At 69.7% G+C, this 15,747-nt stretch carries 13 protein-coding genes; 6 read left to right on the plus strand and 7 right to left on the minus strand.

Features of this window, described 5'->3' with window-relative positions:
- Nucleotides 1-306: 306 nt before the first annotated feature.
- Entirely contained in the window at nucleotides 307-2,637 is a 2,331-nt protein-coding gene (locus QH470_RS25735; protein WP_280274922.1) for a galactose oxidase-like domain-containing protein, read from the minus strand.
- Nucleotides 2,638-2,824: 187 nt separating this feature from the next.
- Here QH470_RS25735 and QH470_RS25740 point away from each other — a divergent pair, with 187 nt between their 5' ends.
- Both QH470_RS25740 and QH470_RS25745 read left to right on the plus strand, forming a co-directional pair.
- Nucleotides 2,825-4,048 carry a cytochrome P450 family protein gene (locus tag QH470_RS25740; protein WP_280274923.1) on the plus strand — a complete coding sequence of 408 codons (1,224 nt, stop codon included), beginning with the start codon at nucleotides 2,825-2,827 and terminating at the stop codon, nucleotides 4,046-4,048.
- 102 nt (nucleotides 4,049-4,150) lie between these two features.
- Entirely contained in the window at nucleotides 4,151-5,647 is a 1,497-nt protein-coding gene (locus QH470_RS25745) for a carboxylesterase/lipase family protein (RefSeq protein ID WP_280274924.1), read from the plus strand.
- Nucleotides 5,648-5,702: 55 nt separating this feature from the next.
- Here QH470_RS25745 and QH470_RS25750 read toward each other — a convergent pair whose 3' ends face one another.
- Together QH470_RS25750 and QH470_RS25755 are read right to left on the minus strand one after the other, a co-directional pair.
- Nucleotides 5,703-6,797, minus strand: coding sequence for a cytochrome P450 (locus QH470_RS25750; protein WP_280274925.1), 1,095 nt, complete (start codon nucleotides 6,795-6,797; stop codon nucleotides 5,703-5,705).
- Between the two features lie 106 nt (nucleotides 6,798-6,903).
- Nucleotides 6,904-8,430, minus strand: a complete 1,527-nt coding sequence (locus QH470_RS25755; RefSeq protein ID WP_280274926.1) for a bifunctional phosphatase PAP2/diacylglycerol kinase family protein — start codon at nucleotides 8,428-8,430, stop codon at nucleotides 6,904-6,906.
- 456 nt (nucleotides 8,431-8,886) lie between these two features.
- Here QH470_RS25755 and QH470_RS25760 point away from each other — a divergent pair, with 456 nt between their 5' ends.
- The 4 genes from QH470_RS25760 (at nucleotide 8,887) to QH470_RS25775 (ending at nucleotide 12,935) form a co-directional block, all read left to right on the plus strand.
- Entirely contained in the window at nucleotides 8,887-10,470 is a 1,584-nt protein-coding gene (locus QH470_RS25760) for an alkaline phosphatase D family protein (RefSeq protein ID WP_280274927.1), read from the plus strand.
- Nucleotides 10,471-10,604: 134 nt separating this feature from the next.
- Nucleotides 10,605-11,006 (plus strand): hypothetical protein, encoded by a 402-nt coding sequence (locus QH470_RS25765; RefSeq protein ID WP_187687389.1) that lies wholly within the window; start codon nucleotides 10,605-10,607, stop codon nucleotides 11,004-11,006.
- Between the two features lie 122 nt (nucleotides 11,007-11,128).
- A complete protein-coding gene (locus QH470_RS25770) occupies nucleotides 11,129-11,479 on the plus strand; it encodes a hypothetical protein (RefSeq protein ID WP_280274928.1) in 351 nt (116 codons plus the stop codon).
- A gap of 211 nt (nucleotides 11,480-11,690) precedes the next feature.
- Nucleotides 11,691-12,935, plus strand: coding sequence for a hypothetical protein (locus QH470_RS25775; protein ID WP_425302781.1), 1,245 nt, complete (start codon nucleotides 11,691-11,693; stop codon nucleotides 12,933-12,935).
- A gap of 8 nt (nucleotides 12,936-12,943) precedes the next feature.
- Here the strand turns inward: QH470_RS25775 and QH470_RS25780 are convergent, their stop codons facing one another.
- The 4 genes from QH470_RS25780 to murQ all read right to left on the minus strand — a co-directional run bounded on the left by QH470_RS25780 (nucleotide 12,944) and on the right by murQ (nucleotide 15,605).
- Nucleotides 12,944-13,987: a fused (3R)-hydroxyacyl-ACP dehydratase subunits HadA/HadB gene (locus QH470_RS25780; RefSeq protein ID WP_280274930.1), complete on the minus strand. Its 1,044-nt coding sequence runs from the start codon at nucleotides 13,985-13,987 to the stop codon at nucleotides 12,944-12,946.
- A gap of 13 nt (nucleotides 13,988-14,000) precedes the next feature.
- Nucleotides 14,001-14,222, minus strand: coding sequence for a hypothetical protein (locus QH470_RS25785; RefSeq protein ID WP_280274931.1), 222 nt, complete (start codon nucleotides 14,220-14,222; stop codon nucleotides 14,001-14,003).
- A 158-nt stretch (nucleotides 14,223-14,380) separates the two neighbouring features.
- A complete protein-coding gene (locus QH470_RS25790) occupies nucleotides 14,381-14,671 on the minus strand; it encodes a hypothetical protein (RefSeq protein WP_280274932.1) in 291 nt (96 codons plus the stop codon).
- Nucleotides 14,672-14,705: 34 nt separating this feature from the next.
- A complete protein-coding gene (gene murQ / locus QH470_RS25795; RefSeq protein WP_342213836.1) occupies nucleotides 14,706-15,605 on the minus strand; it encodes an N-acetylmuramic acid 6-phosphate etherase in 900 nt (299 codons plus the stop codon).
- Between the last annotated feature and the right edge of the window lie 142 nt (nucleotides 15,606-15,747).

Consider the following 15,747-nt stretch of genomic DNA (forward strand, 5'->3'; position numbering starts at 1 on the left):
ACACCATCAACCCCTATGGCCCCTGCGCTAAACCCGCCACCCCCACCACCAACACCACAATGGCCATCACCGCACCACTCTCCGGACACCGGGGGCCGCCCTTGGCGCCACCCGAGATGATCGCCGAAGCGGGATGACACCCGCCGGCGAGAACGACGTCGTCCGGCGTCGCGAGCTGCCGAAACATCGGTCACACGACCGGTGAAAGCACTCACCACGCCGCCCGGCACACAGGCCGGGCGGCTACCTTCTGGACGCCTCCGGAGAATTCACGCCGTCACCCTACAACGCCACGCCGCGCGGCGGCTACGACAAATGCACCCAGCGCCCGGGCGACGGGACGCCCGCGGTGTCCACGACGAAGACCAGGTACCAGCCGGGCGGTGCCAGCGCGGCCGCCGACGGCATGGCCAGCGAGACCTCCCCGGGGCCGCTGACCGTGACGGGCAGGTCGATCAGCCGCTGGTCGTTGTTGGTGGAGTGGGTGCAGGAGGTGGGATGCACCAGACAGGCGTCGCGCAACTCGGCGGACGTGGTGGCGGTGAGCATCGAGCCGTAACCCGCTGTGTTGGAAGACAATTGGAGTTCCGGCCGGTCGCCTCGGAAAAGGTATGGCGGCCAGAACATCTCGATGCGCAGCTCCTCGGTCTTGCGCTGCGGATTGGAGCCCGCGGTGATCACCTTGCCGTCCGGCGTGAGCACGGCGACCGAATGGTAAAGGCGCGGTACGCGTTCCGGCGCGGTGTGCAGCCAGGCGCCGGTGTCGGGATCGAGGAGTTCCGCGTGTGCCGGGGCCATATCGGCCATCTCCTCCATCGCCGAACCGCCCGCGACCAGGACGGTTCGGTCCGGCAGCAGCACCGCGCTCAGGTGCATCCGCGGATGATGCATCGGGGGTCCGGGTTCGTACGCCGGTTCGGGCGCGCTGAAGTCGACGATCCGGGTGTCGTCCAGAACCGCTGCGGCCGAATGCATGTCGTAGCCACCGCCGCCGAGAATCATCACCCGCTGCCGCTGGGCGGGCGGGAGCAGGACGCTGCTGGACTGGTTGCGGGCCTCGGGATCGGTCAGTCCGGGCACCACGGTGACCGCGCCGGTGGCCGGGTCCCAGATCGACGGGCGCATACCGTTGTTGCCGCCCATCTGGCCGCCGGTGTAGAACAGCCGCCCGTCGGCCAGCAGGACCAAGTGGCCGTACATCGGGATCGGTCCGGGCACCGGGAGCGGTGACCAGGTCTGGGTCGCGGTGTCGAACAGTTCGGGTACCTGGGACAGGAAGTTGTCGGTGCCCAGCCCCGAGGTTGTCACCACGTTGCCGTCGGGGAGCTTCGCCAGCGTCGGGTACCAGCGACCGAAGGCCATGTCCGGCAACCGGTTCCAGACCAGCGCCTGGGGGTCGAAGACGAGGGCGTCGGTCAGCCCGTAGAACGGATCGTAGCGTCCGGTGCCGCCCACCGCGAGCAGCCGTCCGTCCGGCAGCAGGGTATGGCCCGCGCAGAACATGTCGATGGGCGTATCCGGCGCGTCCAACCCAGGATTCGGGTAATGCCAGACGCGAGTGCGGAATTCGTGCGCGTCCAGCCGGTCCGGATCGTTGCCGGAACCGGCGAAGAACAACACATCGCCGGTGTGCAGCAGCGCCGCGTGCACGGGGTTGATCTCCGTACCGAAATCCAATATGCGCCAGAGCCCTTCGTGGGCGGCGTGGTCCAGATCGGTCTCCAGCGCCACCACGCGCAGATACCCGGCGTTCCCGCCCTGCGGATGGTCGACGGTGGCGACGACCAGCTCCGGGGCGCCCGCTGTCGCGAGCAGACCGACTGCGGCGCCCTGGTTTTCGGTGAATCGCCAGTCGGGCACCGCGGACCAGCGGCTCCACCCGTCGACACAGTGCCCGGCGCCGTCGAGGCCCCAGCCGATGGTGTACAGCCCGGTGTTGCCCTGCGGCGTGTGGTCGACGGTGAACACGATCAGCTCGGGCCGCCCGTCGCCGTCGAGATCGGCGGCGGTGACGGCGGCGCCCTGGTTCTCCGCGCCCTGCCAGTCCGGCACCGGCACCCACGGCGTCCACTCGGCGACCGCGCCGTCGGCGGTGAGACCTACGGCGAGCCGGAACTGCCCGGAGTTGCGGCCCGCCGGATCGTCGACGGTGAGCAGCACCAGCGCGGGACGGTCGTCGAAGGTGGTCAGGCAGATGTCGGCGCCCTGGTTCTCCCAGCCGTACCAGTCGGGCACCTGTTGCCACGGCGTCCAGCCGCCGGTGACGGTGCCGTCGGGCGCGAGGTCGCGGCCGATGCGGAAATAGCCCTGGTTCTGACCGGGCGGATTGTCGACCAGGAAGACCACGAGATCCTGCTGCCCGTTCCCGCTCAGGTCGGCGAGCGCGATACCGGCGCCCTGATTCTGCCAGCCCCACCATTCGGGCACGGAAAGCCAAGGCCCCCAGCTCTTTACGGATCCGTCGGGCTGCACGCCGGAGCCCACCCGGTAGAGCCCGGCATTCTGGCCGTCGGGGTCGTCCACCCGCAGCACCACGACGTCCGCGGCGCCGTCGCCGTCGATGTCGGCGATCGCGATCCCGCAGTCCTGGTTCTGCTCGGACTGCCAGTCGGGGATCGGCACGAATTCTCCTGCCACATGGCCAGTTTGATCTCCGGTTCGGCTGCCGTCGAGGGATCGGGCGGAATCCGTCCCGAGAGGTCCGGAACCCGCGAGGTCGCCCGGTCGCCGGCGCACCGGTCCCGAGCTGCGAAAGCGGCGGATCCGCAAGGATTTCGGTAGCGTTGCGGCCGTACCGAGCGTGTGGGAGACAGCGAGGACGATCATGGCCGAAACCGGGGTATCGAACCGGATCGAAGAGGTGGGGGATGATTTTCACGAGGACCCGCACCGCTATTACACCCGCTGGCGCCCACGCGGGCCGATCCACCGCGTGCGGTTTTCCGACGGTCTCACCGGGTGGGTGATCATTTCCTACGCCGAGGGCCGGGCGGCGCTCACCGATTCGCGGCTGCGCAAGAACGTCACCGGCATGTACGAGATATTCCGGCGGCAACGGCGGTCGTCGGTGGTCGTGAACGCCGATACCGAGGCGCTGGGCTCGCACATGCTCAACAGCGATCCGCCCGACCACACCCGGTTGCGCAAACTGGTCACGAAGGCGTTCACGCCGCGCCGGGTGGCGGCGCTGCGCCCGCGCATCGAGGAGATCACCGCGGGTCTGCTCGATGACATGGCCCGCCACGACCGGGTCGATCTGCTGGCGGCCTTCGCGAATCCGCTACCGGTCGTGGTGATCTGCGAACTGCTCGGCGTACCGTACGACGACCGCGGCGATTTCCAGTCCTGGTCCCGGGTGCTGGTCGGTTCGGTGGGCGGCGTCGAGGAACGCAATGTCGCGTCGGTGGCGATGTCGGAGTACCTCCGGGCGCTGATCGCCGACAAGCGCCGCGAACCGGGCGACGATCTGCTGTCGGGCCTGGTACACGTGCGCGACGACGGCGACCAGCTGTCCGAGTCCGAACTGGTGGCGATGGCGTTCCTGCTGCTGGTCGCCGGCCACGAGACGACGGTGAACCTGATCGGCAACGGCACATACGGCTTGCTGCGCAACCGATCTCAGTTCGACGCGCTGCGCGCGGACCCGGCCGGTATCCCCGCGGCGGTGGAGGAATTCCTGCGGTACGACGGCCCGGTCGGCTGGGCGACGGTGCGCTATACCGAGGAGCCGGTGGAGATCGGCGGTGTGCGCATCGACGCGGGCGAACTGGTCTATGTGGCGCTGGCCGCCGCCAACCACGATCCGGCCCGCTACGCCGATCCCGCACAGCTCGACATCACCGGAGATGCCGCCGGCCACTTGGCATTCGGCCACGGCATCCACTTCTGTGTCGGTGCGCCGCTGGCCCGCCTGGAGGCGGAGGTGGCGTTCACGCAGCTGCTCCGCCGTTTCCCCAATCTCGATGTGGCGGAGCCGTTCACTCCGCAGTGGCATCACGGCGCGCTCATCCGTGGGTTGGCCGAACTCCCGGTGCTGGTGGGCGGCTGAGCGGAGTCCGGGCGAATGCCCGGCGGGGCTCCTGCGGTTCGGGCAGGATCGGCTGTCGTATGGCGGTCCATACGGGAGAATCGAGCCGACGAAGGAGTCCATATGGAAACGATTGTGTCCGTCACCGGAGGCAAGGTTCGGGGCCGCACCGAGGACGGGATCAGCAGCTTCCTCGGCATCCCGTATGCGGCCGCGCCGGTCGGCCCGGCCCGGTTCGACGTGCCGCGGCCGGTACGGGAGTGGCCGGGGGTGCGCGATGCCGTCGAGTACGGCCCCACGTGCGTGCAGTCGCCGTATCCGGCGCCGATTCACGCGCTGATCGGCAGCGACGGCATTCCCGGTGACGAGTATCTGAACGTCAACGTGTGGACGCCGGACAGTGGCGGTGCCGGGCTGCCGGTGCTGGTGTGGATTCACGGCGGCGCGTTCGTGCGCGGGTCGAACGCGCGCGCGATCTACGACGGCAGCGCGTTCGCCCGCGACGGTGTGGTGGTGGTGTCGGTCAACTACCGGCTCGGGATCTCCGGTTTCGCGGCCGTGCCGGGCGCTCCGCTGAACCGCGGGCTGCGCGATCAGATCTTCGCGCTGCAGTGGGTGCAGGAGAATGTCGCGGCCTTCGGTGGCGATCCCGGGAACGTCACCGTCTTCGGGGAATCGGCGGGCGGCATGAGCGTAGTGAACCTGATCGCCTCGCCGCAGGCACGCGGCCTGTTCCGGCGCGCGATCGCGCAGAGCGCCAACGGATCCGCGGTCGCGGAGGCGGACGACGCGCGCAAGGTCGCGGAGAATCTGGCGACCGTACTCGGGATCGAGCCCACGACAGCGGAATTCGGTGCGCTGGAGCCGGAACAGCTACGCAGGGCACAGGATTCGATCGCGCTGGAGCTGATGACCGATCCGAACCCAGCCCGGTGGGGCGCCTCGATCATCCGCAACGGGCTCGGCATCCTGAGCTTCTTCCCGGTGATCGACGGTGAGCTGATCCCGGCTCGTCCGACGGATGTCATTGCCGCGCAGCCGGATCGCACCGTTCCGCTGATCACCGGCTGGACCGCCGAGGAGTTCCGTTTCTTCACCTTCCCGACCGGTATCGCCGCCGGGATCACCGACGACACCCTGCCGTTCGTCCTGGGCCGTTACGGACTCGACGCCGCCGTGGCCGAGCGCTACGCCGCCAACCGGCCGGGTGCCTCCGCCGCCGACGTGTTCGCCGCGGTCATCACCGATCTGGTATTCCGGGACGACGTCACGCGCATCGCGGAATGCACTGCGATGGCGGGCAATCCGGCCTACGTGTACGAGTTCGCCTGGCGCTCGAGCATCCCCGACCTCGGCGCCGCCCACGTCATGGAAGTCCCGTTCGTCTTCGACCAGATAGCCCAGGCCCACACTCTGACCGGCCCCAACCCACCCCAGCACCTGGCCGACGAAGTCCACCGATCCTGGGTCCGCTTCGCTACCCACGGTGACCCCGGCTGGTCCCGCTTCGACCCCGCCACCCGTACCGTCCGCATCTTCGACGCCCCCGAGTCCTATGAGGTAGCAGATCCGCGCGCCGACGAACTCCGGGCCCTGCACAGAGCTCAGGCGCACGGGTAGGGGCCCGCTGCCCATGTCGTAAATGCGGGCGGCGTGGCGTCGACGGCCTACGCGGTCACAAACCCACCCGGCGCGGCAATTCTCGCCCTGCCAGTTCGATTTGTGTCCGCGTAGGCCGGAAGGCCTTACTCCGTACGGCGCGGTCGCCGAGGCGCACATCTTCGATCGCGCGGCGGGTGATCAGCCAGATCGGCGGGCTGTGCCGCAGCGATTCCTCCACCACCTGAGTTGTGTAGGTGAGCCGGGCCAGGTCCGGGAAGGTGACGGCCCGGCCGCCCAGCACCGCATCGATCTCCGCGATGACCCGCGCCTCGACCTCCGGATGCGCACTCAGCAGCAGGAACGTCCACGACAGGGCGGTCGCCGTGGTTTCCGAGCCGGCCAGCAGGATCGTCATGATCTGGTCGTGGATCCGCCCGTCGGGCAGCGCGCCGTCGGCGTCGCGCGCGTCCAGCATCATGCTCAGCAGGTCCGGGTGGCGGGTGTCGCCGCGGTGATAGTCGGCGATGACCTTGTCGATCAGCGGGTGCAGCCGGGCGACGAGCGCCGCGTATTCGCGATTGCGCGGCAGCGGCAGCTTGTCGAGGATCGGCAGCGGGTTGACCGCGCGGCGATAGGACAGGTCGAGCAGGCGGGGCAGGCGCAACTGCACCTCCGCCGCCAATTCGTCGCCGACCCGTGCGGAGATCAGCGCCTTGGCGACCACGGCCAGCGTGATCGCCGACATCTCGACGCGCGCGTCCAGTATCCGACCGTCGCGCCAGCCGTCGATCCTCTCGCTGATCCGCTCGTGCATGATCGCGAGATAGTCGGCGAGCCGGTCACGATGGAACGCGGGCTGCAGCAGTAGCCGATGCCGCCGGTGCTGCTCGCCCTCGGAGCTCAGCAGCCCGTAGCCGAACACGTCGCGGAAGTTCTCGACCGCCACGCCCTTGTCGAACGAGCGGTACTTGGCGGCGAACAATTCGTGCGTGAGCTCGGTGGAGGTGACCACGAACACCCGCTGCGGGCCGATCCTGATCTGCACGATGTCGCCGTGCGCGCGCAGCGACGCGAACAGGCCGAGCGGATCGGTGCGCAGTTTCCACGCATGTCCCAGACCGGGAAGCCCGCCGGGCGCGAGGACGGCCGTACGAGTGGTGGCAGACACAGCGGCACTCCGATCGCGCGGGCGAGGGTGATCTTGTTATGGCACACCGTGATTCGTCACGGGCATCGATTATCACCCTGGGCCGCTGGGGAATCGGCGGGAACCGCTATTGCCGATGGTGCGGGCGGGGGCGGTCCTCCCACTGCGGATTGTTCTCGTCCCGGCGATAGACCGCGATCTGCCCCGGCACGCTGAAATGCAACCGGGTCGCCTCCCCGACCACCTCGCCGTCGGTGGCCAGCGCCTGCGATTGCGGGAGGCGCACGGTCAGCGCGGCCACCATCTGCTCGCCGTAGACCTTGCTGTGCCCGATGGCGGCCAGCAGCAGCGCTCCCGCGGCGCGGGTTCGGGAGAACCTCACGTCGGCGCGCAGCCAGCGCACATCGAGCAGGCCGGAATCCAGCCGGGAACGGAATGCCGGGACCGCGCCGGGCGGATCGTAGGAACCGTTGCCCACGAACACGAACCACACGTCGCGGCGGCGGCCGTTCAACTCGACCCGGATCGGTTCCGCGCGGCGCAGCGTGACCACCAGCGCCGCCGCGAAGGCGGGCCACTTGCCCCAGCGCTCCTGCCACTTCTCGCGCAGCCGGACCAGGTCGGAGTAGGCGCCGAGGCTGGCGGTGTTGATCCAGTACTGGGTGTGGGACTCGCCGGTGTCGCTGTATTCGACGCTCGCCACGTCGACCGACACGGCCTCCCCGGCGCCGGTGGCGTCCACGACCTCGCGCAGGTCGTACACGCCGGCGTCGCGGGCGAAGTGGTTCAGGGTGCCGGTGGGGATGACCACCAGCGGCAGTCCGTGCCGCAGCGCCACCGTCGCGATCGCGGCGACCGTGCCGTCACCGCCCGCGACGCCCACCGCGGCGGGCCGGTCGTCGCGTTCCGCGATCACCCGTTCGATCTGCGCGACGCAGTCCACGCCGGGCTCGGTGCGCAGCACGGTGGCCATGGGGAGGGCGCGGGCGACGTCGTCGGTGGGGTCGTAGCCGGGCGTGCCCGATGCCGGATTCACCACCACCACAAGGCCTTTGCCGTCGACGAGGACGGGGGCCTCGCGGACCGGCCGGGCCTGCGCCTCGTCCGAGTGCCGCACCGGCCACCAGCGCCGGGTGGCCAGCGCGATGCCGCTGCCGATCGCCGCGCCGACCAGCACATCGGAGGACCAGTGCACACCGGTGTGGATCCGCGAATACGCGACCGTCGCGGCCAGCGGCGCCACCACGCGCGCGCTGCGCGGACTCTCCATCGCGACGGCGGTGGCGAACGCGGCGGCCGAGGCACTGTGCCCCGAGGGGAATGAGGAGGAGATCGGCCGCCGGACCAGTCGCCGGTCCAGCGGCAGCAGCTCGGGCGCCGGACGATGCCGCCCCACGACCGTCTTGAACGTGTTGGCACTGAGCGTGGCGCCCCCCAGCGCGACCACGCCGCGCAGCGCGGCCCGCCGGCTCGCACCCTTGCGAGTAGCCAGCACCCCCGCGATAACCAGCCACAACACCCCGTTGTCCGCAGACCTGGTCAACCGCAGCATCCCACGGTCCGCGGCCGACACGGGCAGCATCGCCACCGCCGCGCTGACGGCCCGATCGAAGCGGCTGACCGGGCCGGACTTACGACGCAACCACTTCCTCACCAGATCGACCCTACCGGCGGAAATTCCACCCACCCCACCCGCACCACGAGAACACCTGCCCCCCACCACCTTCGGAGCAAGCACAACCACCCCGAAGCGGAATCGCCCAGGCCGTACAACGCACACCTCGCGCCTCGCGCCTCGCGCCTCGTGTCTCGTGCCTCTACCCGCCGTGATCTCTGCATGTGCCCGCCGTGATCTCTGCATGTACCCGCGGTCATCCCCGCATGTACCTGCCGTCATCCCCGCGTGCTTTTGGCGGGGATCTCGCAGATGGATCCCGGCCAAAAGCGTGCCGGGATGACGCGTGGCGAGTGCCCGGCAGCGGGTGCGTCGAGGGGTGCTCCGCCGTGGTGCGGGGATGCCGTGGCAGCTGTGCGTTGAGGTGTTCCGGAGGGCGGGTGGGTTGGTCGGCGCGAATCGGAGGGCTGGTCTTCGGGCGGGTTAGGGTGATTTATGGTGCTGTCGCGTCGGGAGTTGTTGAGGTTCGGGGGTGCTGGGGCGGGGGCGTTGGTGGTGGGGGTGTCGGCGGCGGGGAGTGCGCGGTTCGCGGCGCCGCGCAGGGTAGGGGATGATCCGTTCACGCTGGGGGTGGCGTCGGGGGATCCGACGCCGGATGGGGTGGTGTTGTGGACTCGGCTGGCGCCCGATCCCCTTGCGCCGGATGGATTGGGTGGGATGGCGCTGGCGCCGGTGACCGTGGATTACGAGGTGGCCGACGACGAGCTGTTTCGGCGGGTGGTGGCCCGTGGGTCGGCGGTCGCGACGCGGGAGTTCGCGCACAGCGTGCATCCGGAGGTGCGTGGTCTGGCGCCGGACCGCTGGTACTTCTACCGTTTCCGGGCGGGCGCGGCCGTCTCACCGGTCGGCCGGACCCGCACCGCGCCGGCGTCCGGCAGCCCCACCGCGCGGTGGCGATTCGCGTTCGCCTCCTGCCAGTCCTGGAGTTCGGGCCACTTCACCGCCTACGAGCACATGAGCGCCGAGGACCTGGACCTGGTGGTGCACCTGGGCGACTACATCTACGAGCGGGCCTGGATGCTGGGCCGGGCCGGGACGTCGATGGACCGGCAGTTCTGGACCGAGGCCGTCGACCTGGCGGGCTACCGGCTGCGCTACGCGCAGAACAAGACCGAACGCCCGTTGCAGGCCGCCCACGCGGCGTTCCCCTGGCTGGTCACCATGGACGATCACGAGGTCGACAACAACTGGGCCGGTGACTCGCCCGGACTGGGCATCGACATCTACCGCGTTCCCGCTCTGTTCCGGCGGCGCCGGGCCGCCGCGTTCCAGGCGATGTACGAGCATCAGCCGCTGCGGCTCGCGCAGCTGCCGTCCGGTCCGGCCATGCGTCTGCATCGCCGCTACCGGTTCGGCGACCTCGCCGAGATCACCATGCTCGACACCCGGCAGTACCGGACCCGGCAGGCCTGCGGCGACGGCAGCCTGGTCACCGACTGCGACGAGCGGTTCGCCCCCGACCGCACGATACTCGGTGCGCGGCAACGGGACTGGCTGCTCGACGGCCTCGCCTCCTCACCCGCCCGCTGGCAGGTCATCGGCAATCAGGTGGCCATGGCCCAGTCCGACTACGACGCGGGCCCGGCCACCGCGGTGGGCACCGACTCGTGGGACGGATACGTCGCCGACCGCAACACCGTGCTGGGCGCGGCGGCCGACCGCGGCGTCCGCAACGTCGTCGTGATCACCGGCGACCGGCACGAGAACTACGCCGCCGATCTGCGCCGCGACTACGCCCGCGCCGAATCACCGGTGGTGGCCACCGAATTCACCGGCACCTCGATCACCACCGGCGGCGACGGCGCGGACCTGCCCGACCGCGGCCGCCTGCTGCTGGACGCCAACCCCGACCTGAAGTTCTTCAACGGACAGCGCGGCTACGTGCGGGTCGACCTGGACCATGGGCTGTGGCGCAGCGAGTTTCGGGTCGTGCCCTACATCCGGGAGCCGGGCGCCCCGATCACCACCCGAGCCGGTTTCGTTGTGCAAGACGGTGTTCCGGGCACCGCCGCCGCGTAGCACAGCCGGGGCCGCACCGCCCCCGCTAGTTCCCGTCACCAGTGGGAAACAGCCTCGCGCGGTGAAATGGCCGAATTACATGTATCGTCTGCTGTCGCTAAGACGTTACGACTCTCTCCCGCCGGTATCGAGGAATGACTGAACTCACCACAGCCCAGGCCTATGCGCTCGAGGTTCTGACCGAAAGCCGAGCGGCCCGCACCGCAGAAGAATTGGCACGACTGCTGGACGAGCCCGCCTACGAGGTCGAGGACACACTGGCCTGGCTGAAGCGGCATCGCTACATCGTGGGCGTGACCGCGTGGCAGCTCGCCGTCGGCGCGACCTACATGCTCAGCTCGCATCACCAGCTCACCGAATTCGAGTTGTACGTCCTGCACGAGATCCGCGAGGCGGACGGTGTGCGCACCATCGACGAGCTGGCGCGCGATTCCGGCCTTCCCGCAGACGATCTCGCGGAGACGGTCCAGTGGCTCAGCCGCAACGGCTACCTGCAGCCGGTGACGGCCTGGCGCCGCCCGTCGGCGTATTCCTGAGCCGTCGATCACCTGAGCCGCCCGGAATCTGAGGAAACTCATAGGAACGGCTCAGACTCACGTCAGCCACAGTGCGCATGCTGGGAGATGACCAGTTCATCTCGGTGAGAGGCAGGTGCACGATGGTCGACATCGAGGTCACGGGAAACACTGTGACGATCCATGTCCGCGGCGCACACCGCTTCCTGGGCCTGCGCGAGCAGCTCAGCTTCCCGCTGTCCGCCGTTGTCGCGGTCGGGCCGGCGCTGGTGGACAGCCGCCCGCCGTGGGTCCGCACCCCTGGCGCCTTCTTCCCCGGCGTGATCGCCGCCGGAACGTTCCGCGGCAAGGGCCGTAAGGAGTTCTGGGATACCCTGTTCGACGGTCGCGCGGTCCGTATCGATTTGACCGGAAGCGATTTCACTCGGCTCGTGGTCGACGTCGCCGATCCCGACGGCGTGCGCCGAATGCTCACCACGGCGGCGGCTGCCTGATAAAGTCCCCCGCCATTCGACGCAAAACCGACGAATTGTCCTGCTTTGCAAGGACACTCTGTCAACCGTCCTCGGCGTGTCGCGCGCGGCACGCCGAGGAACCTTGGATTTCGGCAAATCTACAGTTTCGCTCACGGCGGTCGATCGACTATTAATGTCGTGTGCCGTTCCCACACGTGATCACTTGTCGGCCATCGTTTGTCACCGGGCGGTGGTCGCGTTGACCCTCGAACGCCCTCAAGGAGACGAGGTCGCGCAGCTGGCGAAGCGTGTCGAGAGGGCTCGCGGGCGGCTGGCGTACCAGTTCGACCCCGCGCTGACCGACGCGCTCTCGGAGGACGAACTCCAAGCCGAGCGCGAACTCGCCGAGAAGATTCGCGAGCAGGAACGCGACCAGCGCTGGAAGAACGTCCAGGCGGCGGCCTCAGCATCCGACCGCGCCCGGCAGACCTCAGAGGCGATCGCGATGGCCGATATGCGAGATCTGTTGATGGCCCGCACGGCCATTGCCGCGCAGCGGCGCGAGTCCAGCCCGCACGCCAAGCTGGCCTCGCTGTACCGGCACCGAGCCTGGTCGCAGCGCGGTCTGGCGGCCGTGGTGGGCGCCGGCATGCTGTGGTCGGCGGTCAACGTGCAGCACAACATCGCGCCCGGCGGCGCGGCCGACCCGCTGTTCTGGTTCAGCTACCTGCTGGAAGGGATGATCAGCGTCTGCCTGATCATCATCATGATCGGCACCAACAAGGTCGCCGAGTGGGGCATCTTGGACAGTGCCCGGCAGGTCGCCCTGGCCGAACTCGGACTGCTCTCGCTGACGGTGGTCCTCAACACCTACCCGTACCTGCGCTCCGCCCAGTGGTACGAGGTGGGCGTGCACGCGGTCGCCCCGGTGATGATCGGCGTCTCGCTACTCATCCACAACGCCGCCAGTCACCGCTACGGCCAGGCCATCGTCCGCGCCACCGAACAGGTGCGCGAGCTGCCCGACCCGGCCGAGCAGATCCGCCGCACGCTGCCCACCTTCGTGAGCTTCATCCGGCAGGCCGCGCCCGACACCCGCCCGCCGGTGCCGCAGGCCGCCCTGCCGGGCGCCGCCGAGGCCAAGGCAGAGGGCAACGCCCAGACCGGCGATGTGCTGGATCCGGTCGAGGAGCCCGATATCTGGACCGCGAAGACGCCCAGCAGCGCCACCACCGCCAAGAGCTGGCGGCTCGACGATGCCAAGGACGAGGTCAACGGCGCCAACGGCGCGCCCTCGAACGGCGTGAGCAAGGTCAAGAAGAGCGCCGAGGCCAAGGCGGCCGCGGCGGACGACGGCGACCCGCTGAGCGTCTACGACACCGGCCAGTTCCGGATCGCCGAGACGCTCGAGCAGGAACTCGCCGAGCTGCGGGCCGAACGCCGCCGTGCCCGCAACGCCAAGCAGCGGGTCAACGGCGGGTACGACGACGAGTAGATCCTCGTTCAGCGCAGCGCGACCACCGCGGTCGCTCGGCTGAACAGCTTGCGGCCGTTGCCGATCGCGGTGAGCCCGATCGTCGCGGTCCGCTGCCGGTGATCGACCGATGTGACCGTGCCGCCGAATTCGACCGAGCTGGGTGCCTCGGTGCCGACGGGAAGCGTGCCCGCGAAGCGCACGCCGTACTTCGTCAGGGCCGCTGGGTCACCCAGCCAGTCGGTCAGGTAGTCGGCGCCCAGCCCCATGGTGAGCATGCCGTGCGCGACGACCGCTGGCAGTCCCGCGGCGGCGGCGACCGCATCGCTGAAATGGATCGGGTTGGCGTCGCCGGTCACGCCCGCGAAGTTGACGAGGTCGCCGCGCGTCAATCGCGCCGTGCGCGTGGGCAATTGGTCTCCGGGCGCGAGATCGCCTGCGGTGCAGGCGGTTCGCGGCCGACGGCCGAGAGGTGTCACCGCGATGGCGTCGCCCGAGATCGGGAGCAGCGCGCCGAGGGCGTCCGCGTGCCGATCCTGCCGGTCGGCGGTACCCAGGCCGGTCATGATGATTCCGTCCACCAGCTCCGCCGGCTCGGAGCGGACGCCGCCGGCGCGGGCCACCAGGGTGGTGGTCCCGGACTGCACCGGCACGCCGTGCCGGTCGGTGAGAACGTTCTTGGTGGTGAGCAGGTCGAGATCGCGGACCTGGCGGAACGACTGGAAGTACACGTCCGCGGTGAGGACGTCACCGGCCACCAGGGGCCGGGCGAACTCCAGCAGCTGATCGGACTGCAACACCTGGGCGAGGTCGTAGTCGTAGAGCTGGGAGCTGAAGACCTCCTCCTGCGCCCGCATCCACGGCAGCGTGGCGAAGGTCGCCGGGGCGATCACAGCGTCGAAACCCAGTTCCGCGGCGGCCAATTCGCTGCGGTGCGCCGGATGCGAGTCCTGCAGTGCGCGGGCGAATTCGCGAATCTTCTCGCGGCCCACCTCGTAGTGGTCGGTGCGGCGGTAGCGGTGCCCGACCAGCCGTCGAGCCTGATCGGCCGGTGTGCGGGTCAGTGTTTCCATAATCCTCCTACGGTTACCGCGGCATCACGCCGGTCCACATGACCCGCGAGGGCGGCACCACGGCCGGTGTCGTGGTTTCCGCCGGGAACGCGCCCGCGACCAGCGCGTAGCAGCCCGCGGCCACCACCGCGAGGGCTCCGAGGGCGAGCAGGACCTGCACCACGGTCACCCGATTGCGGCGCACAGTGGTCCTCGGGTCGGGCGCTGCCTGGGGCCACGACGACTGCGTACTCATTCCGGCTCACTTCTCGTATCGCGGGGATCCGGGGCCTCGATGACCCGTCGAACGGAGAAGGTAATCCGGTGGGAACGCCAAAAGTATTACGCCGCAGTTGTTTTGTTCGCGCTCACCAACGGCGGTGCGGCGCTCGGTGACGCCACCCAACCGCCGCGTCAGGTGAGATGGTCGAAATCGCCGCGGACCCAGGCGATATAGCGGTCGGCCGAGCGGCGGATCGCCGCACGGGCGTCGCAGTCGAGGGTCTTGCCGAAGTTGTCGTAGAGCCGATCGAACTCGAACTCCCCGGCCGTCCGCGCGACCCGGTCGACGACCGCGGGTGACAGCGGGATCCGGTTCGGGTAGCTGCGCATGAACGCCACCGACGTGCGATCCGGATTCGCCTGGATGGTGTCGGCACTGAACAGCACGCCGCGCCCGCCCGCGCCCGCGGCCCAGTGCAGCACCGCGCTGCCGGGAAAATGGCCGCCCAGCTCCTCCTCAGCGTTCGCGCACCGCCCGGCGCACGAAACCGTCGGTGGCCGAGAGCATCTGCCGCGCCCGGGTGGCGTCGACCCCGGCCAGTTGCATGACGATGGCCGTCTTGGCATGGCCGCCCGCCGCGTCGAGCAGGGCGGCCGCGGCGCGCGGGTCGACGCCGGTGGCCTCGGCGACGATCCGCCGCGCTCGGTCGACCAGCTTGCGGTTGGACGGATGCATGTCGACCATCAGATTGCCGTACACCTTGCCCGAGTAGACCATCACCGCCGTCGAGAGCATGTTGCACACCATCTTCTGCGCGGTGCCCGCCTTCAACCGGGTGGAGCCGGTGAGAACCTCGGGGCCGGTGTCTATTTCGATGGCGATGTCGGCGTGCCCGCTGAGTTCGGCGGGGCGATTGCAGGATACGGCGACGGTCGCGCATCCGATCGACCGCGCGTAGTCCAGGGCGCCGATCGCGTAGGGCGTGCGGCCGCTGGCCGCGAGTCCGACCACCACATCGGCCTGGCCCAGGCCGATGGCCGCGAGATCGCTTCCGGCGGCGGCGAAGTCGTCCTCGGCGCCCTCCACCGCCTCGGTGAGCGCCCGCGGACCGCCCGCGATGATGCCGACCACCTCACCGGGATCGGTGCCGAAGGTGGGCGGGCATTCTGCCGCGTCCAGCACGCCGAGCCGCCCGCTGGTGCCCGCACCGGCGTAGATCAGCCGCCCGCCGTGCACGCGTGCCGCGACGACCACCTCGACGGCGCGGGTGACTTGCGGAATCGCCAGGGACACAGCGGAAGCCACATGCGCGTCCTCGGCGTTCATGGTGCGCAGCAGGGTGTCGGGGGGCATCGAGTCGAGCCCCGTGGTACGCGGGTTGGGCGTCTCCGTGGTCAGTGCCCCGATGTCATCCACTACGCCTCCCGCTGCCCGGCCATCAGGCCTCCTTCGGCCGCCGGGGGATCCGGCGGTCGGCGGCCGCGGCGGAGGTGGGGTGGAGTGGCTGCGCGGCCGCCCGGGTGGGTTGGAGCACACCGCCATACAGGGCGTCGACCAA

Origin of the sequence: Nocardia wallacei (assembly GCF_029868745.1) — a bacterium.
GTDB lineage: Bacteria > Actinomycetota > Actinomycetes > Mycobacteriales > Mycobacteriaceae > Nocardia > Nocardia wallacei_B.

Coding starts and splice junctions, on each gene's coding strand:
- QH470_RS25740 (WP_280274923.1), top strand. CDS start 2,825: ATGGCCGAAACCGGGGTATCGAACCGGATCGAAGAGGTGGGGGATGAT.
- QH470_RS25785 (WP_280274931.1), bottom strand. CDS start 14,222: ATGAGTACGCAGTCGTCGTGGCCCCAGGCAGCGCCCGACCCGAGGACC.
- QH470_RS25745 (WP_280274924.1), top strand. CDS start 4,151: ATGGAAACGATTGTGTCCGTCACCGGAGGCAAGGTTCGGGGCCGCACC.
- QH470_RS25760 (WP_280274927.1), top strand. CDS start 8,887: ATGGTGCTGTCGCGTCGGGAGTTGTTGAGGTTCGGGGGTGCTGGGGCG.
- QH470_RS25765 (WP_187687389.1), top strand. CDS start 10,605: ATGACTGAACTCACCACAGCCCAGGCCTATGCGCTCGAGGTTCTGACC.
- QH470_RS25770 (WP_280274928.1), top strand. CDS start 11,129: ATGGTCGACATCGAGGTCACGGGAAACACTGTGACGATCCATGTCCGC.
- QH470_RS25780 (WP_280274930.1), bottom strand. CDS start 13,987: ATGGAAACACTGACCCGCACACCGGCCGATCAGGCTCGACGGCTGGTC.